At 44.8% G+C, this 23,668-nt stretch carries 23 protein-coding genes; 13 read left to right on the forward strand and 10 right to left on the reverse strand.

Annotated elements, in window-relative coordinates:
* Positions 1–262 precede the first annotated feature (262 nt).
* Positions 263–571, forward strand: coding sequence for a DUF2500 family protein (locus tag NSQ58_RS17220; RefSeq protein WP_028541043.1), 309 nt, complete (start codon positions 263–265; stop codon positions 569–571).
* A 503-nt stretch (positions 572–1,074) separates the two neighbouring features.
* Here NSQ58_RS17220 and NSQ58_RS17225 read toward each other — a convergent pair.
* Positions 1,075–1,509, reverse strand: a complete 435-nt coding sequence (locus NSQ58_RS17225; RefSeq protein ID WP_254349252.1) for a hypothetical protein — start codon at positions 1,507–1,509, stop codon at positions 1,075–1,077.
* 173 nt (positions 1,510–1,682) lie between these two features.
* On the opposite strand from NSQ58_RS17225, the gene NSQ58_RS17230 reads away from it, so the two are divergent.
* A complete protein-coding gene (locus NSQ58_RS17230; RefSeq protein ID WP_341057918.1) occupies positions 1,683–2,729 on the forward strand; it encodes a hypothetical protein in 1,047 nt (348 codons plus the stop codon).
* Between the two features lie 261 nt (positions 2,730–2,990).
* On the opposite strand, the gene NSQ58_RS17235 is transcribed toward NSQ58_RS17230, so the two are convergent.
* Positions 2,991–6,290, reverse strand: a complete 3,300-nt coding sequence (locus NSQ58_RS17235; protein WP_341057920.1) for a DUF5695 domain-containing protein — start codon at positions 6,288–6,290, stop codon at positions 2,991–2,993.
* A 151-nt stretch (positions 6,291–6,441) separates the two neighbouring features.
* Between NSQ58_RS17235 and NSQ58_RS17240 the strand changes: the two genes are divergently transcribed.
* Positions 6,442–7,080, forward strand: a complete 639-nt coding sequence (locus tag NSQ58_RS17240) for a pentapeptide repeat-containing protein (protein ID WP_053324610.1) — start codon at positions 6,442–6,444, stop codon at positions 7,078–7,080.
* Positions 7,081–7,089: 9 nt separating this feature from the next.
* Here NSQ58_RS17240 and pdxR read toward each other — a convergent pair whose 3' ends face one another.
* Positions 7,090–8,604, reverse strand: coding sequence for a MocR-like pyridoxine biosynthesis transcription factor PdxR (pdxR, locus tag NSQ58_RS17245; protein ID WP_053324611.1), 1,515 nt, complete (start codon positions 8,602–8,604; stop codon positions 7,090–7,092).
* Between the two features lie 115 nt (positions 8,605–8,719).
* On the opposite strand from pdxR, the gene NSQ58_RS17250 reads away from it, so the two are divergent.
* The 7 genes from NSQ58_RS17250 to NSQ58_RS17280 all read left to right on the forward strand — a co-directional run bounded on the left by NSQ58_RS17250 (position 8,720) and on the right by NSQ58_RS17280 (position 14,351).
* Positions 8,720–9,331, forward strand: a complete 612-nt coding sequence (locus NSQ58_RS17250) for a pyridoxamine 5'-phosphate oxidase family protein (RefSeq protein WP_023986938.1) — start codon at positions 8,720–8,722, stop codon at positions 9,329–9,331.
* 254 nt (positions 9,332–9,585) lie between these two features.
* Complete coding sequence (locus NSQ58_RS17255) at positions 9,586–10,170, forward strand: TetR/AcrR family transcriptional regulator (RefSeq protein ID WP_023986940.1); 585 nt, start codon at positions 9,586–9,588, stop codon at positions 10,168–10,170.
* Between the two features lie 113 nt (positions 10,171–10,283).
* Positions 10,284–10,385: a hypothetical protein gene (locus NSQ58_RS17260; RefSeq protein WP_023986941.1), complete on the forward strand. Its 102-nt coding sequence runs from the start codon at positions 10,284–10,286 to the stop codon at positions 10,383–10,385.
* A gap of 342 nt (positions 10,386–10,727) precedes the next feature.
* Positions 10,728–11,183: a MerR family transcriptional regulator gene (locus tag NSQ58_RS17265; protein WP_341057922.1), complete on the forward strand. Its 456-nt coding sequence runs from the start codon at positions 10,728–10,730 to the stop codon at positions 11,181–11,183.
* 40 nt (positions 11,184–11,223) lie between these two features.
* Complete coding sequence (locus tag NSQ58_RS17270; RefSeq protein WP_023986944.1) at positions 11,224–12,435, forward strand: MFS transporter; 1,212 nt, start codon at positions 11,224–11,226, stop codon at positions 12,433–12,435.
* A 27-nt stretch (positions 12,436–12,462) separates the two neighbouring features.
* Positions 12,463–12,891, forward strand: a complete 429-nt coding sequence (locus NSQ58_RS17275) for a universal stress protein (protein WP_023986945.1) — start codon at positions 12,463–12,465, stop codon at positions 12,889–12,891.
* 41 nt (positions 12,892–12,932) lie between these two features.
* Complete coding sequence (locus tag NSQ58_RS17280) at positions 12,933–14,351, forward strand: aldehyde dehydrogenase family protein (RefSeq protein ID WP_341057923.1); 1,419 nt, start codon at positions 12,933–12,935, stop codon at positions 14,349–14,351.
* A gap of 71 nt (positions 14,352–14,422) precedes the next feature.
* Here NSQ58_RS17280 and NSQ58_RS17285 read toward each other — a convergent pair whose 3' ends face one another.
* The 3 genes from NSQ58_RS17285 to NSQ58_RS17295 form a co-directional block, all read right to left on the reverse strand.
* Entirely contained in the window at positions 14,423–15,217 is a 795-nt protein-coding gene (locus tag NSQ58_RS17285; RefSeq protein ID WP_341057924.1) for an SDR family oxidoreductase, read from the reverse strand.
* A gap of 161 nt (positions 15,218–15,378) precedes the next feature.
* Positions 15,379–15,729 (reverse strand): nuclear transport factor 2 family protein, encoded by a 351-nt coding sequence (locus NSQ58_RS17290; protein ID WP_023986948.1) that lies wholly within the window; start codon positions 15,727–15,729, stop codon positions 15,379–15,381.
* 88 nt (positions 15,730–15,817) lie between these two features.
* Positions 15,818–16,729 (reverse strand): helix-turn-helix transcriptional regulator, encoded by a 912-nt coding sequence (locus tag NSQ58_RS17295; protein ID WP_028541036.1) that lies wholly within the window; start codon positions 16,727–16,729, stop codon positions 15,818–15,820.
* A 431-nt stretch (positions 16,730–17,160) separates the two neighbouring features.
* On the opposite strand from NSQ58_RS17295, the gene NSQ58_RS17300 reads away from it, so the two are divergent.
* Positions 17,161–17,727 (forward strand): NAD(P)H-dependent oxidoreductase, encoded by a 567-nt coding sequence (locus tag NSQ58_RS17300; protein WP_028541035.1) that lies wholly within the window; start codon positions 17,161–17,163, stop codon positions 17,725–17,727.
* Between the two features lie 178 nt (positions 17,728–17,905).
* Here the strand turns inward: NSQ58_RS17300 and NSQ58_RS17305 are convergent, their stop codons facing one another.
* From NSQ58_RS17305 to NSQ58_RS17315, 3 genes are all read right to left on the reverse strand, one after another.
* Positions 17,906–18,424 (reverse strand): hypothetical protein, encoded by a 519-nt coding sequence (locus tag NSQ58_RS17305; RefSeq protein WP_076265261.1) that lies wholly within the window; start codon positions 18,422–18,424, stop codon positions 17,906–17,908.
* A gap of 219 nt (positions 18,425–18,643) precedes the next feature.
* The gene (locus tag NSQ58_RS17310) at positions 18,644–19,150 is read right to left on the reverse strand and encodes a hypothetical protein (RefSeq protein WP_076265262.1); all 507 of its coding nucleotides are present in this window, start codon (positions 19,148–19,150) and stop codon (positions 18,644–18,646) included.
* Between the two features lie 419 nt (positions 19,151–19,569).
* Positions 19,570–20,034 (reverse strand): AbrB/MazE/SpoVT family DNA-binding domain-containing protein, encoded by a 465-nt coding sequence (locus tag NSQ58_RS17315; protein ID WP_023986953.1) that lies wholly within the window; start codon positions 20,032–20,034, stop codon positions 19,570–19,572.
* A 321-nt stretch (positions 20,035–20,355) separates the two neighbouring features.
* On the opposite strand from NSQ58_RS17315, the gene NSQ58_RS17320 reads away from it, so the two are divergent.
* Both NSQ58_RS17320 and NSQ58_RS17325 read left to right on the forward strand, forming a co-directional pair.
* Positions 20,356–20,931, forward strand: a complete 576-nt coding sequence (locus NSQ58_RS17320) for a hypothetical protein (RefSeq protein WP_023986954.1) — start codon at positions 20,356–20,358, stop codon at positions 20,929–20,931.
* A 115-nt stretch (positions 20,932–21,046) separates the two neighbouring features.
* On the forward strand, positions 21,047–21,418 hold the full coding sequence (locus NSQ58_RS17325; RefSeq protein ID WP_076265263.1) for a MerR family transcriptional regulator: 372 nt from the start codon (positions 21,047–21,049) through the stop codon (positions 21,416–21,418).
* A 76-nt stretch (positions 21,419–21,494) separates the two neighbouring features.
* Here NSQ58_RS17325 and NSQ58_RS17330 read toward each other — a convergent pair whose 3' ends face one another.
* Positions 21,495–23,495, reverse strand: coding sequence for an oxidoreductase (locus tag NSQ58_RS17330; protein ID WP_053324616.1), 2,001 nt, complete (start codon positions 23,493–23,495; stop codon positions 21,495–21,497).
* Between the last annotated feature and the right edge of the window lie 173 nt (positions 23,496–23,668).

Raw genomic sequence — 23,668 nt, forward strand, 5'->3', positions numbered from 1 at the left:
GGAATTAACACATCAATCACCGAATACCTATCTTGAGGTGATCAGCATGAACCATACATATTGTATTTACAAATTTATCCAAACCAATCGTATTGATAAAACGAATACGGAAGTACTGTTGTGCAATCCGAAAGCATCGGTGACACCCTACTGGCTAAGCTGGTGGGGTGTTTTTATATTCATTTTTCAATCGATATCAAAATAAACAGTTGAAAAGCCGATATCATAATTACCAACTAATGAATACTTAGGAGGATTATAGATGGTCTTTTGGATTCTTTTACTTATAGTCGTGGGACTTATTCTTTCAGCGTTTATAGGCGGTTCTCGGATTGCGAGCAATAATCGTAAACAACCGAGAATAGAACGTATAGGTGAGGTGGTTGATAAGCGGGTAGATTGGACTGAAGGATCGTCTTCAAAAACATTTTATATAACTTGCGAGTTCGAAAGCAATGAGCGCAAAGAAATTTCAGTTAGTAACGATAAATATGGCCTTTTTGTCGTAGGGGATAAAATCAAAGTAACAAGCCAAGGTACTTGGAACTGGGTAGAACGTGTCATAATATGAGGGGATCAGCTTAATCTATATATTTATTTACATAATCACCCAAACGTTATATACTTCCCATATAAATCCGAAAGCATCGGTAGCACCCTGCTGGCATACGCTGGTGGGGTGTTTTAATAAGTTGGGAATTTAAATATGCTACGTAATATAAAAAGCCTTCCATTAATGGAGGGCTTTTGTTAGACGCTGAGTATGAGAATCATAAATCAATGTGGCTTATTACGCCTTTTCAAAAGTTTTATAACAAGTAGTATGCAGAAAAATACTGCAAAAGCAATCACAATCCACCACTGAGTATCAATTATATACAACACGACTCCGATAAGCAGGACTGTTATTATTGTAATTCTCACTTTCAACATCGTACCTTTGTCCACTCTTGTTTCCAATATTGGCATCTTTATAAGGATGATTGCAGTCAGTGCCGGAAAGAATATGGAGGTAAATGAATTATAGATAATACCAACTCCTTGATCTAATTACTCACCCCGGATTGTTCGGATTTAATGTATAAAACAACAACCTCCGCTAAGACAACTTTCACTTCGAGAAAATGCTGATAATAAAAATAAAAGTGAAATGATGATCAAAAATAGATATATACTGGAAATCCGTTTTCCGATTGTAGCTCCAAACTCCTTAGGATTTTTATATCCAATGATTAAACTGGGAATAAAAAAAATACTGGATAGAAAAATGGTGTAGTGAAACCTAGTATTATCAACACTGTTAGACCAGGCGGGCAATCCTAAAAAGGAAAGCAACTGGTCTCCCAATATGTAATTGCCAAATTCGAAAGAAACAGCCATACCAAGAAGAGATAAAAGCAGTGAAAGTGATCCCCAGCCTATTTTTTTTCTGTTATTTCTCAACAATTCAAAGATAATCAGTAAAATTACAATTGCTTGTATGCTATATGTCAACATGATTGAAAACATAAAGTACCTCCTTGAACACCAGAATCAAATGATAAGATGTCAATTTCGGAAATGAGTATACCATTTTTTGGAATGTTTTCATATGCCTTTCAATACAGCGATCGTATGATCAAATGGAACGCGAAGCGGCCTTAGCCATACAATATTTCATCTGAATGTAAAAGGAGATGATTATGTTGGCTACCTTCTCGGCCGCGCTTCAGGTGAAAAAGCGGATGGCCAAGCGAGTTTTAAAAATGTCCGGTGTCCACGGCATTGGCGTAGGGTACAGGGACCCTGCTCATCCCAAAAGAGGAGCCGCTGTCATTGTGTACACGGACCGTTTAGCGTCGGCCTCTACCGGACTCCTGTCGGCCACCGCATTAGGAAAGAAAACGAACGTTCCAGTCCGAATTGTAAAGACTGGAAAGATCAGAGCCAATGCCACGGACTACAAAGTGCGCATACGCCCGGTCATCGCCGGCTACAGTGTCGGGACGATTGAAGGCTCCGGTTCAACCGGACTCATCGTTGCCCCAACTGGAGCGCCGGCGACACGTTATCTTTTTAGCAATAACCATGTCCTCAATCCCTCCAATACAGACAATCGAGAGGCTACAATTCAGCCAGGCGGAGCCGATGGTGGGACGGTTGCCCAGGATCGTATAGGACGGCTTTATCGTTACGTACGCTTGAATCCCACCGGAACGAACCTGATTGATGCGGCGTTTTCGCTTCCGACCCGCAACAACCTGCTCAATCCGCGTTATGCTACAGTAGGAGCGATTCCGGGTCATGTGACCGCATATCGCATAGGGGAAAGATTGAAGAAGGTAGGGCGTACGACCGGGCGGGTCAATGGCACGGTAGAGTCCGTCTATACGGACCTGCAAATCAATTATGGTGGAGAGTTGGGCTTACTGACCTTCGAAGATCAGACGGTTATTAGAGGTACGACTCCCGTATCACTACCTGGGGATTCTGGCTCTGTATGGCTCAGACAGTCAGATAATTATGCAGCTGCGGTCAACTATGCAGGCACGGCAGATGGTCGCTTATCTATAGCCTTTCCGGTGCAGTGGGCCATGCAGGTATTCAACACACGGGTAGCCCGCCCCAACGGGGCAGGCAGAGTACTGAGGGTAGATACAGGATCTTCCCCTCGCTCCTATACTAGGCAACTCACTAGTGAGGAACTGGTTCGCTTAAGACCAAGAACGACACGCATTAGACGGAGCTAAACGCCCTCCAGATGGAAAAGTTGCCGCTGATCGTCCCGGTAAGGCGGTCGCTTTAAATGCTTTCCATAGGGTGGCTCGCTCGGAAGCATCATCTCCCCGGATTTCTCCCCTGATTACAGACTTAACTTAAGAAATCCGGGGGTAGAGCTAATATAAGCAAGAATCATTCACGATACCAATCATTTACGACGCAAATGATTCACAGTACAAATCATTCACAATCTAAAACGTTAACGGCATGAATGAATGCGTAAATGTATTCTAATCTGCTCCTTCGGCATATGAACGGGCTCCCTCATCATGGGCTGTAATGGTGCTGCTTGCCGAGGCCAAGCCCCGGATTTCCTGAGCGGTCAGGGCTCTGTTGTAAATGATCAGTTCATCCACTGCACCGTTCAGATAGGGATCATCAAACTGGGATTTCCCAATATAGTTCCGGTCTGTCAGTCCAAGGCTAGAAGGCTTCAGCGTCATGTTGGTGTTACGCGTCGCCTCTACACCGTCCACATACATCATTCCAGTATTGCCTGACAAAGTCACGGCGACATGCTTCCAAACCCCAGTTGCCAGCTCTGGCGCATTCAACTGTTGTTCCTCTCCGTTCCCCGAGACGGTGATAGCAAAGCGCATGCCAGTTCCCTCGGCCTTGGGTGTCAAAAACATATACCGATCCGTGCCTGCTCCAAAATCAAACAGGCGTGCCCAGCCGTTATGCGTGTTCACCCGTACCCACGCGGCAATCGTAAAGTCATTTATGCTGCTAACGATACCACCGGGCAGGCTAGCATAGGCGTCTGTACCGTTAAAGTGCAGGGCATTACCTTTTCGTCCGGCGCCCCACGCGCCTCCACTTACACTGGCCTGCTGTCCATAACCTGACGAATCGGCTGCGGTAGATCCGGCCGTTTCGTCAAATTCATAACGGGCTACAATGTCTCCGGCGGGAGACGGGTTGTCTGTACTCGACTGGATACGGATATCATAGTTGGCTGCCGTACCAATATTCAGTCTGACCGTGGTCGCAGAGCTGTTAGTAGCCGTGACTGACCCGGTTTTTGTGCCATCTACAAGCACGTCATACGTACCTGCCGCGAGTCCGGTCAAGCTCATAACGGTGGTATGAGTCGTGCCTGGAGTCATATTTTTCAGTGTCAGACGGATGTTGTTCTTGGACTTGGACACGATGGCCAAGCTATATTGATCCCGATTCAGCTCCAAACTCAGCTTTTGGGTGATCAGATGCAGTCGTTGGAATACACCGTCCTTTGGAGTAATCGCGTAGCTGTTACTGCTTTCTGTAACGTCACAGCCATAGCCGAACAAGCCGAATATTGGATCTACAGCAACATCCGAGCTTAGGATTTTGATGGCTCCAAACAGTCCCAGATCGGCTTCCCCGGACATGCCGCGCCATCCGTTAAAGAGAGGGCCACCGTCCAGACCGAGTGCGCCGTAATTGCCCTTGCCCGCCTGATATGTCCACGATACCGCCCCGATGTTGGCAGGATCAGAGCTGATCTGTCCCGAGTTAATCGCTCCGATGTTCGCCAGCTTGGCGGCATAGGATAGACGCTGATCCACTTCGGGCTTGGACGAATGCCGACGTGTCCAGTCATCCATCGCATAGCCGGCAAGTGAGGTGGTGTACTGGAAGTTCCACCAATTCTCTCCGGTGATGGTGACCGGATCGGCGTAATAGTACCAGACAGGCATATGACCGCGTGCAGCACGCGTTTTGGCGTTGATTTTGCTCATCATCGTCGTGTTGTTGTTCATTTTGGCGAGTGTATATACGGCTTCTTCGCCTGTATTGTCATAGTTATACTCAGAGCCATAAGGATAGGTGGTGTTTTTGAAATTGTTGTACTTGGTAGCCATTTTGCCAATCAGGTCGTTAGCCTCGGTGGTCAAGCCTTCTTCCTGAAGCGCTTTAATCATATCAGGTGTAGTTAGCTCACCCATGAGTCCCGTGTTCCAGTTATAAGCAACAGGGCCTTCATACAACGCTTTAAAAATACGATAAGCACGTAGCAAATATGTGTTTTTGCTATTGCGATAGCTGATCAGGTTGGGATACAGCTTGGCAATTTTATACATGCTAAAAAACGTATTATAAATGTGCGGATAGGCATAGCCACGGTACGTTGGTGTCGTGTTAGGCTGCGGCATCAGGAAATCAGGGACCAGATAATCGGTATGATGGCCTTCCATCAAATTCGTCCAGATGGCTACTTCCAAATAATCATCGACTGCCTTGATCTCAGATGCCACGGGCTTCTGAACGTTTTTCTCCGCCAGAAACTGGCCGTGAGTTAGTCCCCAATCATCACCCCAGCCCCAGTAACCAGCAAAGCTGTTGCGTCTAGCCTTGTACTGCATCATCCAGTCATCAAAGACCTTGTCCCTCAGGTCGCCCGGCACGTTCCATTGGGTGCTGTTGACCATGAAGGTAGAGTGACGCTGAAGTGCAGCTTCGACTGGCTCGATGGCATAGAACTGGAGAACGGTTTTTTCGCCGTTACCATAGTTTACAGTAATATTGTTATGTCCCAGTCGTCCCAGTGTGAGTTCATATATTTTATGGTTTGTAGGGGCTGTTTCCAGATAGCTGATGGTCGTTTCAGACGGATATTGCGCTGTGACAGAGGTAATGGATTTGCTGGTATGCAGATCGAATTTGGCCTTGAGATTCGTCGGGAAAATCATACCCGGAACCACGGTCACATCCACATGTCCCTCACTGTACAGCCTGTCCTTTACAGCCTGCTCGTCCGCTACCTTGTAAAATTTAAAGGCATACGTTTTGCTTTCACCAGGAGCCAGCGACAGACTGGTGCTTCCAAGATAGCCACGGTTGGTGCTCTTGATGACATTGGAATGGATATAGAACACATTCAGTCCTTCGGACCAGCCACCTTGCTCCATAGCCCATGTGCTGCGGGGATGCTCCTCAGTTCTCCAATGGTCCTGATATTCGAGACCAGCACCCGTTGAGGCATCAGGGATCAGCAGTACATACGGTCCGATGCCGCTAGGTCGTCCAGCGGTAATAAAGGAGCTGTTATGGCCTACAAAGGAGTGTGAGAGTACTCTGGTTTCATAAATTTGTTCATTATTGCCGCCGGACCAGTACTCGTTAAACGGAAGCGGCAGTCCCCAATCTCCGATCTCCAGTGTTTGATTAGAGGTGTTCGTTACTTTCATTTGCCAATGCAAATAATCGTTAACCAACGAATAAGTTTCATGTAAAATGAAATTACGTATTCCCTGATTGTTTGATGAATTCTGATAGGCTACCTGGACACTGTTTCCAGAAGAGGTGATCTGGCGCGCATCAGCAGAATTACTTGTCCATGCCCGAGTCCACGCTCCGTTGCCGAGACGATAGGTGAACATCAGTTCACCCAGCCACTGATGATCCGACGTATTCTGTTTAGGTGCGTTGGAGCTGTTCATGACATAGTTGGTATTAAAAGTGTCCCCTACCAGCCGTAAGGAAGAGAGATCGCCGTAATCTCCGACAGAGATGGAGAACACTTGATTAGATAGTTGTACTGCCATGCTATCAACCTCCTAACAAAGGTTCGTGAGCGTGCTCACTACGTTAATATATGTGTGAGAAATACTTTTGCTACCCTATGTATGAGAATTGATAGAAAATAGATTCATATAGATGTCCTAGAGGGCTCTCAATCGTGGAGGTAGAGTTATTATGAAAATTAAAATGGAGTTGCCGAAAATTCCTGCGGACTTGCCCGTACTAAACGAAGAAATGTATTCCTTACGGTCCAAAGGCGAATATAGTATGGGGTCTGTAGAAGATATGATTTTGGATAATGTGGAAGCGGTTAAGGTTTCATTAGAGAAGATGACTTTTAAAAATGTAACGATCATGGAATCGTCATTACCGGAAAGTGAATGGACAGACGTCATTTTTGATAAATGCGATCTGTCTAATGTTCATTTTTCCGGTTCCTTTATCCATCGGGTAGAGTTCAAAAACTGCAAATTGCTTGGAACAGACTTTTCCAGAAGCAGGCTCCAAAACGTTCGTTTTTCGGATTGCTTAGCGGATTATTCGATGTTCCGTTTTGCTAATTTTAAGCAAGTTGGTTTTGAGGATTGTTCTTTAATAAGTGCCGATCTGTATCATTTAACACTACAAAAAACCTTTTTTAACCGTTGCAATCTGGATCAAGCGATGCTATCGGGGTCCAAGCTCAACGGGATTGATCTGAGCGATTGTGAATTTGATGGGTTACAGGTGGATATAGAAGATTTGAATGGCTGCATCATCTCACCGCATCAAGCTTCATCATTTGTAGGGCTGTTGGGGCTAGTGATTAAATAAGGGAACTCCTCATTGATTTTTAATATGGTCCCAAGCCTGGCGCAGACGGTTAAACCCTTCAACAATTTGTTGCTCCGTTAAATGGGCAAAGATAAAGCAGGCTGATGGAGGTCCCGGTGTCAGTTGGTAATCGGCGGCATCACGCCATGTGACTCCGTAAAATTGTGCTGTCTGCATCAAATGATGGTACTGGGCAGACTCCTGCTTCCAGATGGCATAGGCATGTAGTCCACAATCGTTCTGATGCCAGTGAAATAGTTCACTTAACTGCTGTATTCCACGCTGGAACACGTCGTAGCGTGATCTGTATATTCGAGTCATCCGACGCACATGGCGAACGTAGTCGCCGCGCATCATAAAACGTGCCAGTGCGCGCTGTTCCAAGCGGGCAGGCGGCAGGGGATCGTATAGTCGTTTGGCAGCTGTCAGCGCTTGGGCTAATTCAACGGGCAAGATTGCAAACCCGAGTCGAAGGCTGCTGAACATGCTTTTGGAAAAGGAGCCGACATAGATGACACATTCTGTGCGATCCAGTGCTTTTAATGGTTCAATGGGTCGTCCTGCCCAACGGAATTCACTGTCATAATCGTCCTCAATGATCCACGCTCCCTTGGATGCTGCCCATTGCAAAATATGTTGACGGCGTGTTAATGGCAACACTGCACCGGTTGGAAACTGTCGTCCAGGTGTAACAAATAGGAGTTTGGAATCCCAATCCTGTGGGACAATTCCATGTTGATCCATCTCAGCAGCATGTATCTGTCCGCCTGAGGCAGTAACTGCACGGTAGATGCCGGAATAACAGGGGTTTTCTAATACAATTCGATCTTGTTCATGAATAAGCAACTGACTTAATAACGTGATCACTTCCATGGAACCACTGCATAATACGACTTGATCCGGAGTGGCTGTAATTCCGCGTGTTCTGCCAACATGATGGCAAATCGCTTCACGCAGCCATTCATCACCGCTCACTGGTGCAGTCGTCGCGTCAGCCGAGGGCTTTTGCAGATCTTTTCCAGCGGCAGTCATTGCGCTTTTCCATGCGATCTGTGAACTGCCCTCCAATACAACTTCTCCTGCCTGAAAAGAAATCAAAGGCTGTTGCGCACTGTCTCTATTTGTAGCAGAAGCAGGAGACGGCTGTAAGTTTCGTTCCCTTTCGATCTGCATGATTCGTTGTCCCCAAGCTGATAGAGCAGGGGCTTTTTGTTTTACAACAGGTGAATTTTGGTTCTGCTGGTTGATTAAAGATTTGTCGGGCAGCACCGCTGTCTGTTCCATAACAAAGGTTCCTCTGCCTACTGCCGAATCTATATATCCTTCTGCCAACAGCATATCATATGCCTCTTTAACGCTCCCTCGTGAAATTCCATACATCACAGCCAGATCACGAGTGGAAGGCAGACGCGTACCACTGGCAAGGGAACCATTGAGGATTCCCTCACGAAGAGCATGATACAATGCCAAATATTTTAAATGATATTTTTGAAGCGCACGCTGATAAGCAATCGTAATATCCATACTCTTCTCCTTCGATTGGGCCACTCATTTTCGTTCATATTGGATCTTTTTATGAATCCATTTTCAACATAATCTGAAATGTATCATTGGTCAATAGATGGAAGGAGAATTCCCTATGAGAAGAAAAGAATTTACGGTGGCAGAACTAGAGGAAATAGAGCAGTTTCTAAGCGAGGTCAGTTTCGGATTTTTAGGCATGAACAGCGAGGATGGTTTTCCGCGTGTGGTTCCCTTGAATTTCGCTTATGGAAATGGCGTTTTTTATATTCATGGCAGCCGTGCTGGAGAAAAGATGGAACGGATGAAAGAAGATAATCGAGTTACTTTTTCAGCCGCCAAAGAATATGCGCTCATTCCGTCTTATTTTACGGATGAACATATGGCATGTCCGGCGACTTCATTTTTTAAAAGTATTACCGTGCGTGGTCATGCGGAGCATGTAGTGGATTTGGAAGAAAAAGCATCGGCCTTTTCCATTTTTATGAGTAAGCTGCAACCGGAAGGCGGGTATGACACGATTGATGCCAGCGATTCTCGGTATGCTTCACGTTTAAAAGGGGTCGCTCTGATCAAAATTGTACCGGAGGAATGGACTGCCAAGTTTAAATTCGGTCAAAATGTTAAAGATCAGGAACGTCAGCAAATTATCGACGGCTTGCAACAACGGGGGTTGGATGATGATCTGACAACGATTGAGATGATGCGCAAATATTGTCCTCATCACTGATATATATCGAAAGTCAGGGTTGTGCAAAATCCTCAAGTATAAATATTTGAATTCGGCTTAATAATTCCTGCTCGCTCACCGTCAGATTGGTTAATTATACCTTGTAGGGAGATGCCCTTGATTTTCCAAAACGTTCAGTCCTTCTGTATTAGGACTTTTGAAGGACAGGTATATATCATCCTCAAGCCCGTTGTTCTTACTGCAAAGGAACTTTATAATACGATAGATTTGTGGCGTAAGGGGGCAAGACCGTGATGAGAGCAGGAGTCAGAAGTCGGGAGAGTCGACGGTTGTTACTGGAAGCGGGGGCTGAAGAGTTTGCTCAGACGGGGTTTTATCAGACAAAGGTAAGTTCGATCGCGGCACGTGCAGGATTGACGCAGCCGGATTTTTATATTCATTTTGAAAGCAAGGAACAGTTATACGAGGAGCTTGTGGAGAGCTTCGGTACTTTGGTGAATGATACGGTACAAAGCATGAAGATAGGCCCAGACCTAAGCGAGGCTGAAATTTTGAGACGGGGACAGGTGTTTCTAGAAGCTATTTTTCGTGTGTTGTCTAATAATCCGGCGATCACTCGTGTCGGTTTTTACCAGGCGACAGACTCGGTGCGTATTAAGGCGGAAATGGCTGAGCATATCAAAAAACATCTGCTGGCGGCGCAACGATGGGGCTCCTGCCGTGAGGAACTGGACCCTGAACTGACAGCAGAATGCGTGATCGGCTTGATTGAACGACTGACGTTAACTAAATTGCTGCCTGGACGTGAAAGTCCGTCTGTGCTTGCCAAGCAGGCACGAAACCTCCTGTATCACGGCATGCTCGGGTCCGAAGAATAACAGGACAGTACAACCCCAACCTAGATTTGGGCGGCAGGCGCGGCATTTGTCCCTATCATGGATGATGGCATAAGCATAAGATGCTCTTGTAAACCATGAAGGGAGGAATCACCATGTCTGGAGTAGGCGCTGGTTATGGAGCTTTTACATCTACAGGAGCGATTCTGGTACTTTTCATTCTGCTCGTTATTATTTCCAAAGCATTTATCATCTAATTCGTAGCTCAAGGATTTAAAATTCGGGAGATTTGCTGGAATCAGTAGGGAGGAGGAATACGAAATGGGTGAAGTAGATAGAGGTTGTGGCGGTTGTAACATGTTCACCTCCACTGGTGTTATTCTGGTTCTCTTCATTTTACTGGTTATCATCACTCGTACTTGTTTCATCTAAAGCTATATTCATGGGCTTGAGCACCGATGCTCGGGTCTATGACCGTACTAGTCAAAATAGGAACCGTCTCCAATTAGAGGCGGTTTTTTTTATATTGAAGTTTACGTTGACGTTAACGTTATAGAGGCGTAGTATTTATATATAATCTTTTTCATAAGGTGGGTGTCATGGTTACGTATAAAATTGATGAGGTCGCCAAACAAAGCGGATTAACCAAGCGAACCATTCGTTATTATGAGGAAATCGGCTTATTGCCCTCTCCGCAGCGCAGTGAAGGAAATATGCGCCTGTATACGCAGGAGGATGTGGACTTACTAAAAAAAATATTGAGTGCCAAGGAAGTACTTGGATTCTCCTTGCAAGAGCTTCAGCGTTACATGTCCGCAGCGGAAATGCTTAAGGGTCAGCGGGAGGAATATCGCGAGCGAACGGAGCATTTGCAACCGAACGAGCGACGGGCCATGTTGGAGGATATGGAAAGTACATTGAACGAGCAGTTGGAATTAATGGAGGGAAAAATCAACAGCATCCGTATGCTCCAGACTGAGTTGGAGGAGTTACGGGTTAGGGTGCGTGAACGCAAGGTTCTTCTGGATGATGAACTTGATCACGACCCGTCATAACAAGAACATTTACATTCAGATGTGGAGGTAACATCATAATATGAGTTCACAACATGCATTACCTGAAGAGTTAAAAGAACGCTCAGGCTTGCTGTCTCAACCTAAAGCGGTATGGGCAGTCGCCTTTGCTTGTGTTATTTCATTTATGGGTCTGGGATTGGTCGATCCGATTCTTCCGGCCATTGCTGATCAGCTTCATGCTACGAAAAGCCAAGTGTCATTGCTGTTCACCAGCTATAATCTGGTAACAGGCGTTGCGATGCTGATTACAGGCGTTGTATCTAGTCGATTGGGTGTCAAATGGACACTACTAACCGGGATTTTATTTATTATTGTGTTTGCTGGACTGGGCGGCACAGCCAGTACAGTTGGCGGAATTGTGGGCTACCGGGCAGGCTGGGGTTTGGGGAACGCTTTGTTTATCGCAACAGCGTTGTCTGCGATTGTAGGTCTGTCCACTTCTGGAACAGCTAAAGCAATTATTTTGTATGAAGCGGCATTGGGCCTCGGGATTTCAGTGGGTCCGTTGCTGGGCGGTGAGTTAGGTTCCATTTCCTGGCGCGGTCCGTTTTTCGGTGTAGCCGGACTGATGGTAGTGGGATTTTTGTTCATTACGTTTATGCTGCCTTCCATTCCAAAGCCCAAAAAACGCGGTTCCATTGCCGATCCGTTCAAAGCGCTCAGTTATCCGGCTTTGCTCACGCTCGGTATTGTAGCGTTGTTATATAACTTTGGATTTTTTACGTTGATGGCGTATTCTCCATATGTAATGAATCTGGACGAGCATGGTTTGGGTTATGTGTTTTTTGGCTGGGGAATTATGCTGGCCTTTACCTCGGTGTTTGTAGCACCGAAGATTCAAGCACGCTTGAGCGTGGTATCTTCCATTAGTATCATGCTGACGCTGTTTGCCATTGATTTAGGTGTTATGGCGATCGGGACGGTAGCTGGTTCACCAACGACTGTCATTGTCGCCGTCATTGTGGCTGGTATTTTTCTGGGGATTAACAATACATTGATTACAACTGCTGTTATGCAGGCTGCTCCAGTGGAGCGCTCGACAGCATCTGCGGCCTACAGCTTCATGCGGTTTTTGGGCGGGGCAATTTCGCCGTGGCTTGCAGGGAAGCTGTCAGAGTGGTACTCAGCAGAAACCCCATTTTATTTTGGAGCATTGATGGTACTGATTGGCGTAGCTGTGCTGATCGTACGTCGTCGACATATGCAGGATATTCAGGTGGATGCACACTAAGATCGAACTTCTGAGGAGGAAAAGAGTATGAGCGAATACAAACATATTCTGGTCGCGATTGATGGTTCGGAACATGCTATGAATGCGTTGCAGACAGCCAAAACGTTGTCTAAGCAGCTTCAGGGGAATCCACATCTGACTGTATTACATGTAAACCCGGCTTTATCCATGAATGAGCCCCCGGTTGGGGTTGATGTGGATGAGCGAATCGAAGAGGAAGGTCGTCATATCTTGGAACCAGCATCCGACTATTTGAAGGACGAGGGTATTTCTTACCGTATGCTGGCGGGTCACGGTGATCCGGCGAGTGTCATTTGCGAAAGTGCAAAGCAGGAAAAGACGGATTTGATCATTATGGGAACGCGGGGCAAAGGACTTGTTTCTGAAATGATACTGGGTAGCGTGAGCCATCAGGTGATTCAGCATGCACCTTGTCCGGTGTTGACGGTAAAATAGATGGTAAAAGGAACGTGATATCAAGAGAAGGAGGAAAAAGCATGCAGCAGCATTTATTTATCGGTGGAGAATGGAAAGCAGCTTCATCGTACACGACGTTGAAATCACCGTATTCCGGGGAAATCATTGCTGAGGTGGCAGAGGCCACAGCAGAGGATGCCAAGGCTGCTATTCAGGCGGCCTCTGATGCACGCTCGGAGATGCGGACCATGCCAGCGCACCAGCGGTCAGCCATTTTGGAGAAGCTGGCTGACCTGCTGGAAGAGCGGCGTGAGGATGCAGCGCGCATCATTGCACGTGAAGCATCCAAACCATGGAAGGCTGCGCTGGCGGAGGTTGACCGGACGGTGCAAACCTACAAGTTCGCAGCTGAAGAAGCCAAACGGATTCACGGGGAAACCATTCCGCTGGATGCCGCACCGGGCGGCGAGGGTCGTATGGCCTACACGCTCAAAGAACCTGTAGGGGTAGTAGGAGCTATCACACCATTTAACTTCCCGATGAATCTGGTTGCTCATAAAGTGGGTCCCGCGCTGGCAGCAGGCAATACGGTCGTATTGAAGCCTGCGGAGCAGACGCCGTTGTCGGCTTACTTGATTGCGGAGCTGCTGGAGCAGGCTGGATTGCCTGCGGGCGCTCTTAACGTGATCAGCGGCGATGGTAAAACCATTGGCGACATACTTGTCACTGATCCGCGCGTCAGCTATATCACTTTTACCGGTAGCCCGGCGGTCGGTACAGAAATTCGCTCCAAGGCTGGCTTGAAGCGGGTCACGCTGGAGCTGGGTTCCAACGCGGCCGTTATTATCGACCGTGATACGGATGTAGACGCGGTCATCGACCGTTGTGTGAGTGGAGCCTTTGCCAATCAGGGGCAGGTATGTATCTCAGTTCAACGTATTTACGTTGTCGATGAACTGTATGATACCTTTGTATCCCGATTTATAGAAGCAACTCAACGTTTAAAAATTGGAGATCCGCTAGAGCCGGACACGGATGTATCCGCGCTTATTTCAGCCAAGGATGTCGAACGTGTCCGTGAATGGCTGGAAGAAGCGGTTCAAGCAGGCGCAAGGATCGCTCTGGGTGGCCAAGCCAAGGGAGGTATTCTGGAGCCGACGGTTTTGCTTAATGTGGACCCGACCTCCAAGGTGTCCTGTCGTGAAGTGTTTGCCCCGCTTGTGCTGATTCATTCTGTTAGCTCTATAGATGAAGCCGTAAACCATGTAAATGATTCGATCTATGGCCTGCAGGCGGGAATTTACACTCGTAATATCACGACCGCGCTGGATGCAGCGGACAAGCTTGAGGTGGGCGGCGTGATGATCAATGACATTCCAAGCTTCCGTGTTGATCATATGCCGTATGGTGGTGTGAAGCAAAGTGGCACGGGACGCGAAGGTGTAAAGTATGCCATGGAAGAAATGCTGGAAACAAAGCTGATCGTTATTAAACGGTAGTAGTTATATAAAAGCCTATCTGATGAACATAGATAATACGTTTTGCGTGATTGTCAGATGAAAATAAAGTTTTAGACCGTTGGAACTGTTCCACCGTCAATATTATATTCACTTCCTGTAATTGAAGCGGCCCGGTCGGATACCAGAAAAGCAACAAGCTCAGCGACTTCTTCTGGTAGTCCTGGACGACCAATTGGAATTCCTCCCAACGAGTCCATCAGTTGCTTTAATGCACTTTCTCGGTCACCTGTCATCTCAGCAATCCGATCAATCAAACTTTGTGCTGCCTTCGTTTCGATAAAGCCTGGCGCAACTGTATTAATACGAATGCCTTGAGGTGAAAACTGCTTGGATAACCCTTTGCTGTAAGTAGTTAAAGCTGCTTTGGCTGCAGCATAAGCCAATGTTGCATCATATAGCGGCAAGCGACGTTGAATGGATGAAATATGAATAATAACACCGGAACCCTCTTCCACCATAGCCGGCAGCAGTCCACGGTCTAAACGGACGGCAGCAAACAGATTGGCGTTAAAAGTTTGCTGCCAATGCTCGTCTGTCAAGATAAGAGCTCCCCCAGATGGGGCTGACGAGCCTCCAACATTGTTGACAAGAATATCTACACCGCCTAGGCGCTCAAGAACACTGTTTACTACTTTATCTACACCTTCAGGCGTACTAATATCGGCTGGAATAAACAGGTCTGGATTTTCTAAATTAACTGGAGTCGTTCGAGCCGTAGTTATTACGGTAGCACCTGCAGCCGTAAGTCTCTTAGCAATAGCCTCTCCCATTCCTTTGGTACCGCCTGTGACCAAGGCCCTTTTGCCTTTAAACTCACTTAATATGCTTTCTAATTGAAAACTCATGCGAATAATTCCTCCTAAATTTTACAATGTGGTTGAGGAATACCTCTAGGTATCTCCACTCCGAGAATAGAGTTGGAGTTCAGTTTGATCGGTACTCTGTTCACGTATAAAAACAACATAAGCAGGCATATTCGTTTTCCCTTTCTTATTTTTTAATTCCTTTATGGAAGTGTAATAATCAGTTCTTTAATTTTATTGTTGTTTACTAGAAATTGATGTTTAAGGAGGAGTGGGTCGGGAAGATTCGATTTATCAAAGTCTCCGTCTACTTTCGCAATTACGACGATGGTATTATTACTGTCATCCATATCCACGATCTCGAAGGTGACATTCGGCTCCAATATTTCTGCTTCACACCATGATTTTATGGCTTCCATACCTTTGATTTCGCGATGATTATCCAAGATCAACGCATCTTTATCGAAAGCGGAAGTAAATACTTCAAGCTGGGATTTGTTCGCTGATGTAAAGTAAGTTTCTACTGCCGGTGGCATGGTTTTATGTGGATTCATTAATCCTTCAACCTCCTATGGTGAGTATGTTGTGAGCGATAACTTCAAACTCATCATAGCAGTGATAATATGACTACATGGTGTCATATTATAGAGGATCATTTAAATTTCTTTTCATCGTTTCTAAATGAGACAATATTCTTGTACGTACTTGTTCGGGGCTAACCTCTATAAGGAGGGGACCAAAGGACAGCAGATAACTGTCCAGCCAATTGCCTACAGGAAATTGTGCCGTGACGGTATAAGAGCCGTCTTCCTTCTGAGTAATTGTTTTCTCGGCAAATTCATCGTATACGCGGTAAGCTCCTTGAGCAGAAATGTGAAGAGTTACTTCAATGGTATGAAGCAAGTCGTTCATCTTTGTGTCTGTAGATGCTACGACTGTTCTTGGCTCATAACTAATTTCGGTAACTGCAATCTCTTTCATTCGGCCAATCTTAAATACACGATGACTTTCGGTATTTAAACAGTAACCTTCCACATACCAGGATTTATCTTTAAACAAGAGCTTGGCAGGTTCGACGCTACGATAACTCTGTTCCCCGGCGACGTTATAATAGCGGAACTTTATAACACGGCTTGTGATTATTGCGTTGCGTATAAGAGTGAATAGCTGTCTCTGGCTGTTTTGGCTTCCCCATGGCGAAAAATCTACTTCGATCCAGTTTCCCATGTCTTTTTTAAAAATCCTACTCAACTTGTTTAGCACTTCTTCTACCTGTGGGATGGTAGCTGTAGCCACACTCTGAAGGGCCATTAAGATATCATCTTGTTCCTGCTCGGACAGTAAAGAGGTGTTAAAGACATAACCCTCCATCAATGATATTCCGCCACCCTTGCCTCTACTGCTGTAGATGGGAATCCCAGCTGCGCTTAAGGCATCTATGTCCCGATAAATCGTTCGTGTGGAAACCTCAAAATGCTCTGCCAATTCATCAGCAGTCACTTTTTTCTTATGGAGTAATATATAAACGATTTCAAAATGTCTGCTTAACGGCATACGCTTCACCTCTCTCAGTAGCATACACCTTATAATATGACATTATAAAGTCATATTAAGTGATTGCTTGATATCACACCATGATGGACATCAATCTGTTTAAAACCAACTGGGGGACTTTATTTACTTTGAACAGCGATAATAACACTGTTTTGGGATCAGATCTTTTTACAATCTTTTATATAAAGTTGAACAAAGAGCACTTGCAAAGTAAAAAGGAATATACTATACTGAGGCCAATCATTAGTGATTGATCAATCACTAACTGGATTAATAAGCAACGGAGGTGATATTCATGAGCAGGATACCGCTAAAGTTTACTCAAACGTATCTTTATCCGAACTATGGATTGAGCAGATTCAGTTGATTGAAGGAGTACGTAGTTAAGTAATTGATCAATCACTTATTTTAAAGTAAATGGAGGAGAGAACATGAAGCATCTTATTATTTACGCACATCCATCCGAGGGAAGCTTTAATCATGCAATTTTGACCACAGCAGTCGAGGGGCTAAAGCAAAAAGGACATGATGTGGTTGTTCGTGATCTATATGCAATCAACTTTCAACCTGTGATTAGCAGCAGCGAGGTCATTGAAGGAATCGGAGAAGATGTTGTACGGGAACAGGAATTTTTGCAATGGGCAGAGGTAATCACCTTTATTTATCCTATTTGGTGGACGGGGATGCCAGCTATTATGAAGGGGTATATTGACCGTGTATTCTCTTATGGATTTGCTTATAAATATGTAAATGGAGTGCAGATGGGAATGCTCAAGGGAAAGAAAGCTATTATCCTCAATACGCAAGGAAAATCACATGCGGAATATGCTAGCAATGGCATGGATCAAGCACTTCGCTTGACGTCCGACAAAGGTATATTTGAATACTGTGGGCTTGACGTCATGTATCATCTGTTCTTCGAGTCGGTACCCCAATCCGATGAGGATACACGTAAAGTGTGGCTTCGCCAGATTGCAGACATGGCCAGCAAAGCCTAATGGAAATATGTTTAGGAGCAGAGGATTAAGAATTAGGGGAATCGAAGTAGCCAGTGGCTAATCCAAAAGGCATCGCGTGCATTTGCAGGCGACGCCTTTTTGTTTGGTCCAATATTGAATGTGTTCCAATCGACACTCGCTCATGGCAAACGGCAATTGCTACAATAAGGGTTGGGTATTAGTTTTTCCGATTGGCGCTACGAGATCCACCGGAAGGCCACTGTGATCCACCACCTTGACCATGTTGAGGCCACCACTGTGATCCACCACCCTGACCGCCACCTTGACCATGTTGAGGCCACCACTGCGACCCACCGCCCTGACCGCCGCCTTGACCATGTTGAGGCCACCACTGCGACCCACCGCCCTGACCACCGCCTTGACCGTGAGGAGGCCAAGGCGATCCACCGCCTTGATGACCGCCCTGACCACTGCTTTGTCCTGGAATAGAAGGCATACTTGGATAAGGGCCTTGTGCCTGACTGATTTGAGTTACATCAATATATGATTGTGTACCATTAGGATATAGCACTAACATTGATTTGTTAGCGGGATCTACGCTTTTTACAAAAGCAACGATCTGTTGACCATTCACAGTAAATATTCCCCATAAATTAACAAAATTGCTCACTTCAGTAGTGGTCGCGAAATGTGGTTGTAACGGCCCCATCGAACGATGAGAAGAATGTTTAGACAAGGTGTGTATCTCTCCTTTAGATTGAATTTTGTGACATCATATGTGCAAACGTACTTGTTGGAATGGGCAATGTTGCTACAAGATATTTTTTTGGAAAAATTCATTGTCCCAAAAAAGTGTGCTTTTAGCGACTACTAAAAACATACCTTTACGAATGAAAAGCATTTGGTTTATAGCATCATGGATGAAATCGAGATAAATGCATCTTAGAGAATTTAGTTAATCAATTGAAACAATTTTCCATGCACCATCTTTATCTTTTTCTAAATAGAAGGTATATCGTATATCGGGTGAATATCCTTCTTCATTATTCAGCCGTTCCCCTACAATGGGTATCAATATCCGATTATTTTCTTTCATAGCTTCAGCAATACCAGTAAACTTCACCGGATGATCGAAGAGGTAATCGTGACCTGTTCCAACGTCTGGACCGAGCGCAGCATGGAATTGATCCAAATCTTTTGACACGAAGGCAGCTATTGCTGCTTTGAGTTTTGCTATCATGGCATCCTCAATTAGAGGGTCTTTAACATCATTCCATTTGATCTCGTCCAAGTTTTGCAGGGCGGCTGGTTGATCTGTTTCTTCTTTTACTACCGTTTCTGAGGTTGTTGGTATTGTTCCATTGGTAGATGTATCCGTTGTTTCCTGCTTTCCACAACCAGCAAACACACTTACACTTACGGAAAATATAAGAATAGAAATAATTTGAGCAGGTCTGTTCATATTAGATTCACCCATCCTTATTTACAACCATATGTAAAAACAGTTTTACTTTTTTTGTGATAAATCATAGTTGTAAAATTTTTTTTACATTATTGGGGTTAAAGTGGATTAATTGAAAAATAACATTAGAAGTGTGTGGTGGTTTACTATAGAAAAATGAATAAATAAATGAAATGACCTTCTCTAATTAAAGAAGGTCATTTTTTAATTCAGGAACCATTATTAAATGTAGCACAGCCTTCTGCTTATAGGCGTTCTCGCTTGCAAGTCATTCACTAGTTCTTTATACCTAGTGTGGAATTTTCGTATGGACGTTCATGCGTTTTGTCGGTTAGCTATGATGCTGCGTATCACGGTTCAAAAGTAGCTGCACATGATGAAATCTCTGGTGTATATCTATGTAGGGTATCAAGCTGTAGTTAGAGCATTTTTTTGAGCTGGGATATACGGGCTTGGGAAACCTCAAGTATTTTGGCATATTCGTGCTGTGCTGCATTGGGGTGTTTTTGCATTAATTCTTTTAGACTTTCGATCATCTGTTGTGTCGATCGCCGCAGACGTTTGGACTCTTTATTAGATCGTTGTGAGTTGGATAAAGCTGACTTGGCTGGTCTTAGGATAGGGCTAAAATGTATTCCCTTTTTTAAACTTTCAATACATTCCCCGCAAATAAAGCTGTCTCTAAAATAAGTTAATTGTTCTGTTGAACCACACATTTTACACGTCACCCCAGTATATTTTCGAAAGGCGAGAATACCAGTTTCCTCATCTGCAAAAATCTCAACAGGATCACCCACATTATAATCCATGGAAATTCGCATTTCTTTGGGGATAACGATACGGCCTAACGCATCTAGGGGACGTGTCATACCTGTACTTTTCAAATGATAACCTCCTTTTTTATATCCTTATAATACTAAATAGTTATGATAAAAAAGAATAGGCTTAGAGAAGCAATCGCATATATTTAGTAAACTGTTGAAAAGTATACAAGTAATTTCCAAAATATGTTTTGTTATTGGGGGAAACGTGTTGAGGAGATTATAAAGAATTTCCGATATATATTCATAAAGAATATTCTAGTTGGCAATGAAATTGTTAGTAACACGGGATAAGGAGCTGTGAATTACATATGAGAATATTTCAGTTTTGGAAGAAGAATAAGAAAGCTGTAGTGGCAATCGATTTGGATACTGCTATTCGGTGTGTACGATTGGACGCAGTATAAGGCGGTGCGAATACTAACTCGATTAGCACGTGAAGGTCTTCAGACCGACCAGATTGTGGACGATATTATCAGCCATGTCGACGATTTTCGTTATGAGGCACAGATGCCCACGTTCTATTTTCTGTCTGGACTGACGGGCAATAAGAAGGTTGCTTCGCTGCTGCAAAGGCATTTCCTTGAGAATCTGGAATACGATCCGATTGATGCCTTTGATATTTTCGAGAATTTGTACCGTTGTTCGCCGGATGTTGCCATGAGGCATGCCGATTTTCTCAAAGCAATTGCCCGCGGTGAAGGCCTAGAAGGCCGTTCTCCCTTGCTGGATGGAGCTATAGGGACTACCGATGAGAATGGCAAGCAAGAGTACCACTGGCCCGACGATGAACCTGTCGAGGAGCATCACCAATTACGAGCTGCCATATTTTATTATCGGCTGCACCCTCTGGATGAGGAGGTTAATCGGCTGTTGGATCATTGGGAAGTGAACCATCCGGAGGAGAATGTTAGGAGTTGTATTGGGAAATTGAGAGAAGAAGGACAGGGAGAGGGCTAGCTTTTCTGCTAGACGAATATCGGAATCTTAATTTTGCACTCTTTACTATGAAAACTTATACTTATCGTTAAAGCTGACTTGAAGAGAAAATAAAAGAACGAGGAGGGGAATAACCATGTACTCCATTAAAGAAGTTCAAATCAAGAGCGGATTGCCCGCATCCACCCTTCGTTATTATGAAAAAGAAGGCATATTACCTGATGTCGGTCGGGATGAAGGTGGAAGAAGGGTATATACCGAAAAACAAATCGATTGGATTAGGTTCCTTATGGCTATGAAAGATACAGGGATGACTATTGAAGAAATTAAGGCATACCTTGAGCTAAATGTAAAAGGAGAAGCCACAATCCAAGAGAGAAGAGATTTCCTTGTAGCCCACAAAAAGAAAGTGGAAGCACATGTGGCACAAACGCAGCACAATTTGGAGAAAATTATTCAAAAGATAGCTTTTTATGATCATGTGGTTATGGGGAAAAACCTCTCTTAACTAAGCAATTGCTGCAAAGGTAAAAAAGCCAAAGCCGCCTGCTTACATAGTAAACGGCTTTGGAGGTAGCGGGGTACTATATATTTCTAGTAACCTCATAGGCGTCCCAGACAGCATACATAATATTTTGTACTTGCTTGGCATCGCCGATTAAGTAGGACTCGGAAACCTCATTTTGAATGTCTTCATAAAGCGATTGCTGAGGAGTATATCCTACAGCCAGAATCGCTGAATCTGCGTTTAGAATCGTTTCTTCACCATCTTTATTTTGAAGAACGAATTCTTGATCGTTGGCATCGACAATTTTGGCGTTGGTCAGGAGATGGATATCCTTGTATGCAACAAGGTCACGCAGCATATCTTCATTTGCATGGCACAGGGGGCCGCCGACGGTTAAAATATCTTCTTGCATTTCCACCAGCGTTACTTTTTTACCTTGATCAGCAAGCCAAAGTGCAGTTTCGCATCCCACAAGCCCACCTCCGACAATTACGGTGGAAGCACCGGGATCTTTTTTCCCAAGCAAAACTTCTTCTGCGGAATACACCTTAGTAGATGTACCAATGGAGAAGGTTTTGGGAGAGGAGCCGGTAGCAAAAATAACAACATCTGCTGCATATTCATTTACGGTAGTCCGATTAACCTCGGTATTCAATTGGACGTCAACTTTTAAATCCTTTAGCTCCCCTTCATACCAGGTCGCAAGTAAATGATCGTCTTCTTTGAAGTCTGGAATTCCACCCGGGATCAGATTACCTCCCAATCGGTTATTTTTATCGAATAAGGTAACGTGGTGTCCGCGAATAGCAGCTACACGGGCAGCTTCACATCCTGCGGGTCCTCCACCGATCACCAAGACTTTTTTGGACTGATCTGCTTTTCCGAGTGCATAGTCTTTTTCTCTGCCGCAAGCCGGATTAACGGCACATGAAATCGTTGCAAAAGATGCCAATCGACCCATGCAGCCCTCCTGGCAGGAGAGGCAAGGACGAATCTTTTCTATTTTCCCGGCCTTGATTTTGTTGGGGATGTCAGCATCAGCCAACAATGGCCGACCCAGTGCAATCATATCGGTTTTTCCTTCACGTATAGCCTTGCTGGCCAAGTCTGGATTATCCAATCTGCCAGCAGTAATGACAGGTACCTTTAGAATGGTTTTTAAAATTTTGTTATAAGGAAGATAGAGTCCTTTTTCCTGATACATTGGTGGATGTGCCCAATACCATGAATCGTACGAACCAACATCACCATTAAAAGCATCATATCCAGCTTCCTCTAATATTTTGGCCGCTTCAATTCCTTCTTCAATATCCCGTCCCTGTTCCTGAAACTCTTCGCCTGGCAATCCACCCTGACGCCAATCTTTAATAAAGCTTTTGATGCTGTATCGAAGAGATACCGGGAAATCCTGTCCACATTCGGCTTTGATGGCTTGGACGATCTCTATGGCAAATCTTAAGCGGTTTCTCAGATTTCCGCCGTATTGGTCTTTCCGATGGTTAAAGAAAGAAATCGCAAATTGATCCAGTAAATAGCCTTCATGAACCGCATGGATTTCAATACCGTCAAAGCCTGCCTTTTTGGCAATAGCCGCAGATTCCGCAAATTTTCTGACGTAGGTGTGAATTTCATCGATAGTTAGCTCACGACAGATTACATCGGGAAGCCAGCGATGAGGGATAGGAGAGGGAGCGACAGCCGTTTTACCTACAATTGAAGGGATGCTTACCCGTCCAAAGCCTGCGGATAATTGTAGAAATATTTTTGTGCCGTATGCATGAATCCGCTCCGTCATCATTTTACCCGTTTTAACAAAATTTAAGGGGTTTAGAGTAGGGCAGGGCATTGATGGCAGGGCACATTTCTCAATTTCATTCTCAACCATCGTTACACCTGTAATGAGCAGTCCTGTCCCGCCTTTTGCCCGTTCAACATAATATTCGACGCCGCGCTCATTAAAGGTGCCATCGGCATCACAAAGCCCACCAGGGCCCATGGGAGCCATGACAAACCGATTTTTAATTTCTAGTTTTCCAATTTTCATAGGCTCAAATAAAATTCGATGCTCTTCTTTCATAACAATGCCTCCTAATTATGAATCGACCATTTCAATGAATCCATTCAGTGAATGAATTCATTGAATGGATTCAGTATAGGACGGTAGCGGACATTATTATGTGATTGTTTTCACAATTAAACAAAATAGCATTTCTTATTATAATTAAGTAACATGGACAAGGCATCGAGGAT

The sequence above is a fragment of the Paenibacillus sp. FSL M7-0134 genome, assembly GCF_038007865.1.
Lineage (GTDB): Bacteria > Bacillota > Bacilli > Paenibacillales > Paenibacillaceae > Paenibacillus > Paenibacillus polymyxa_B.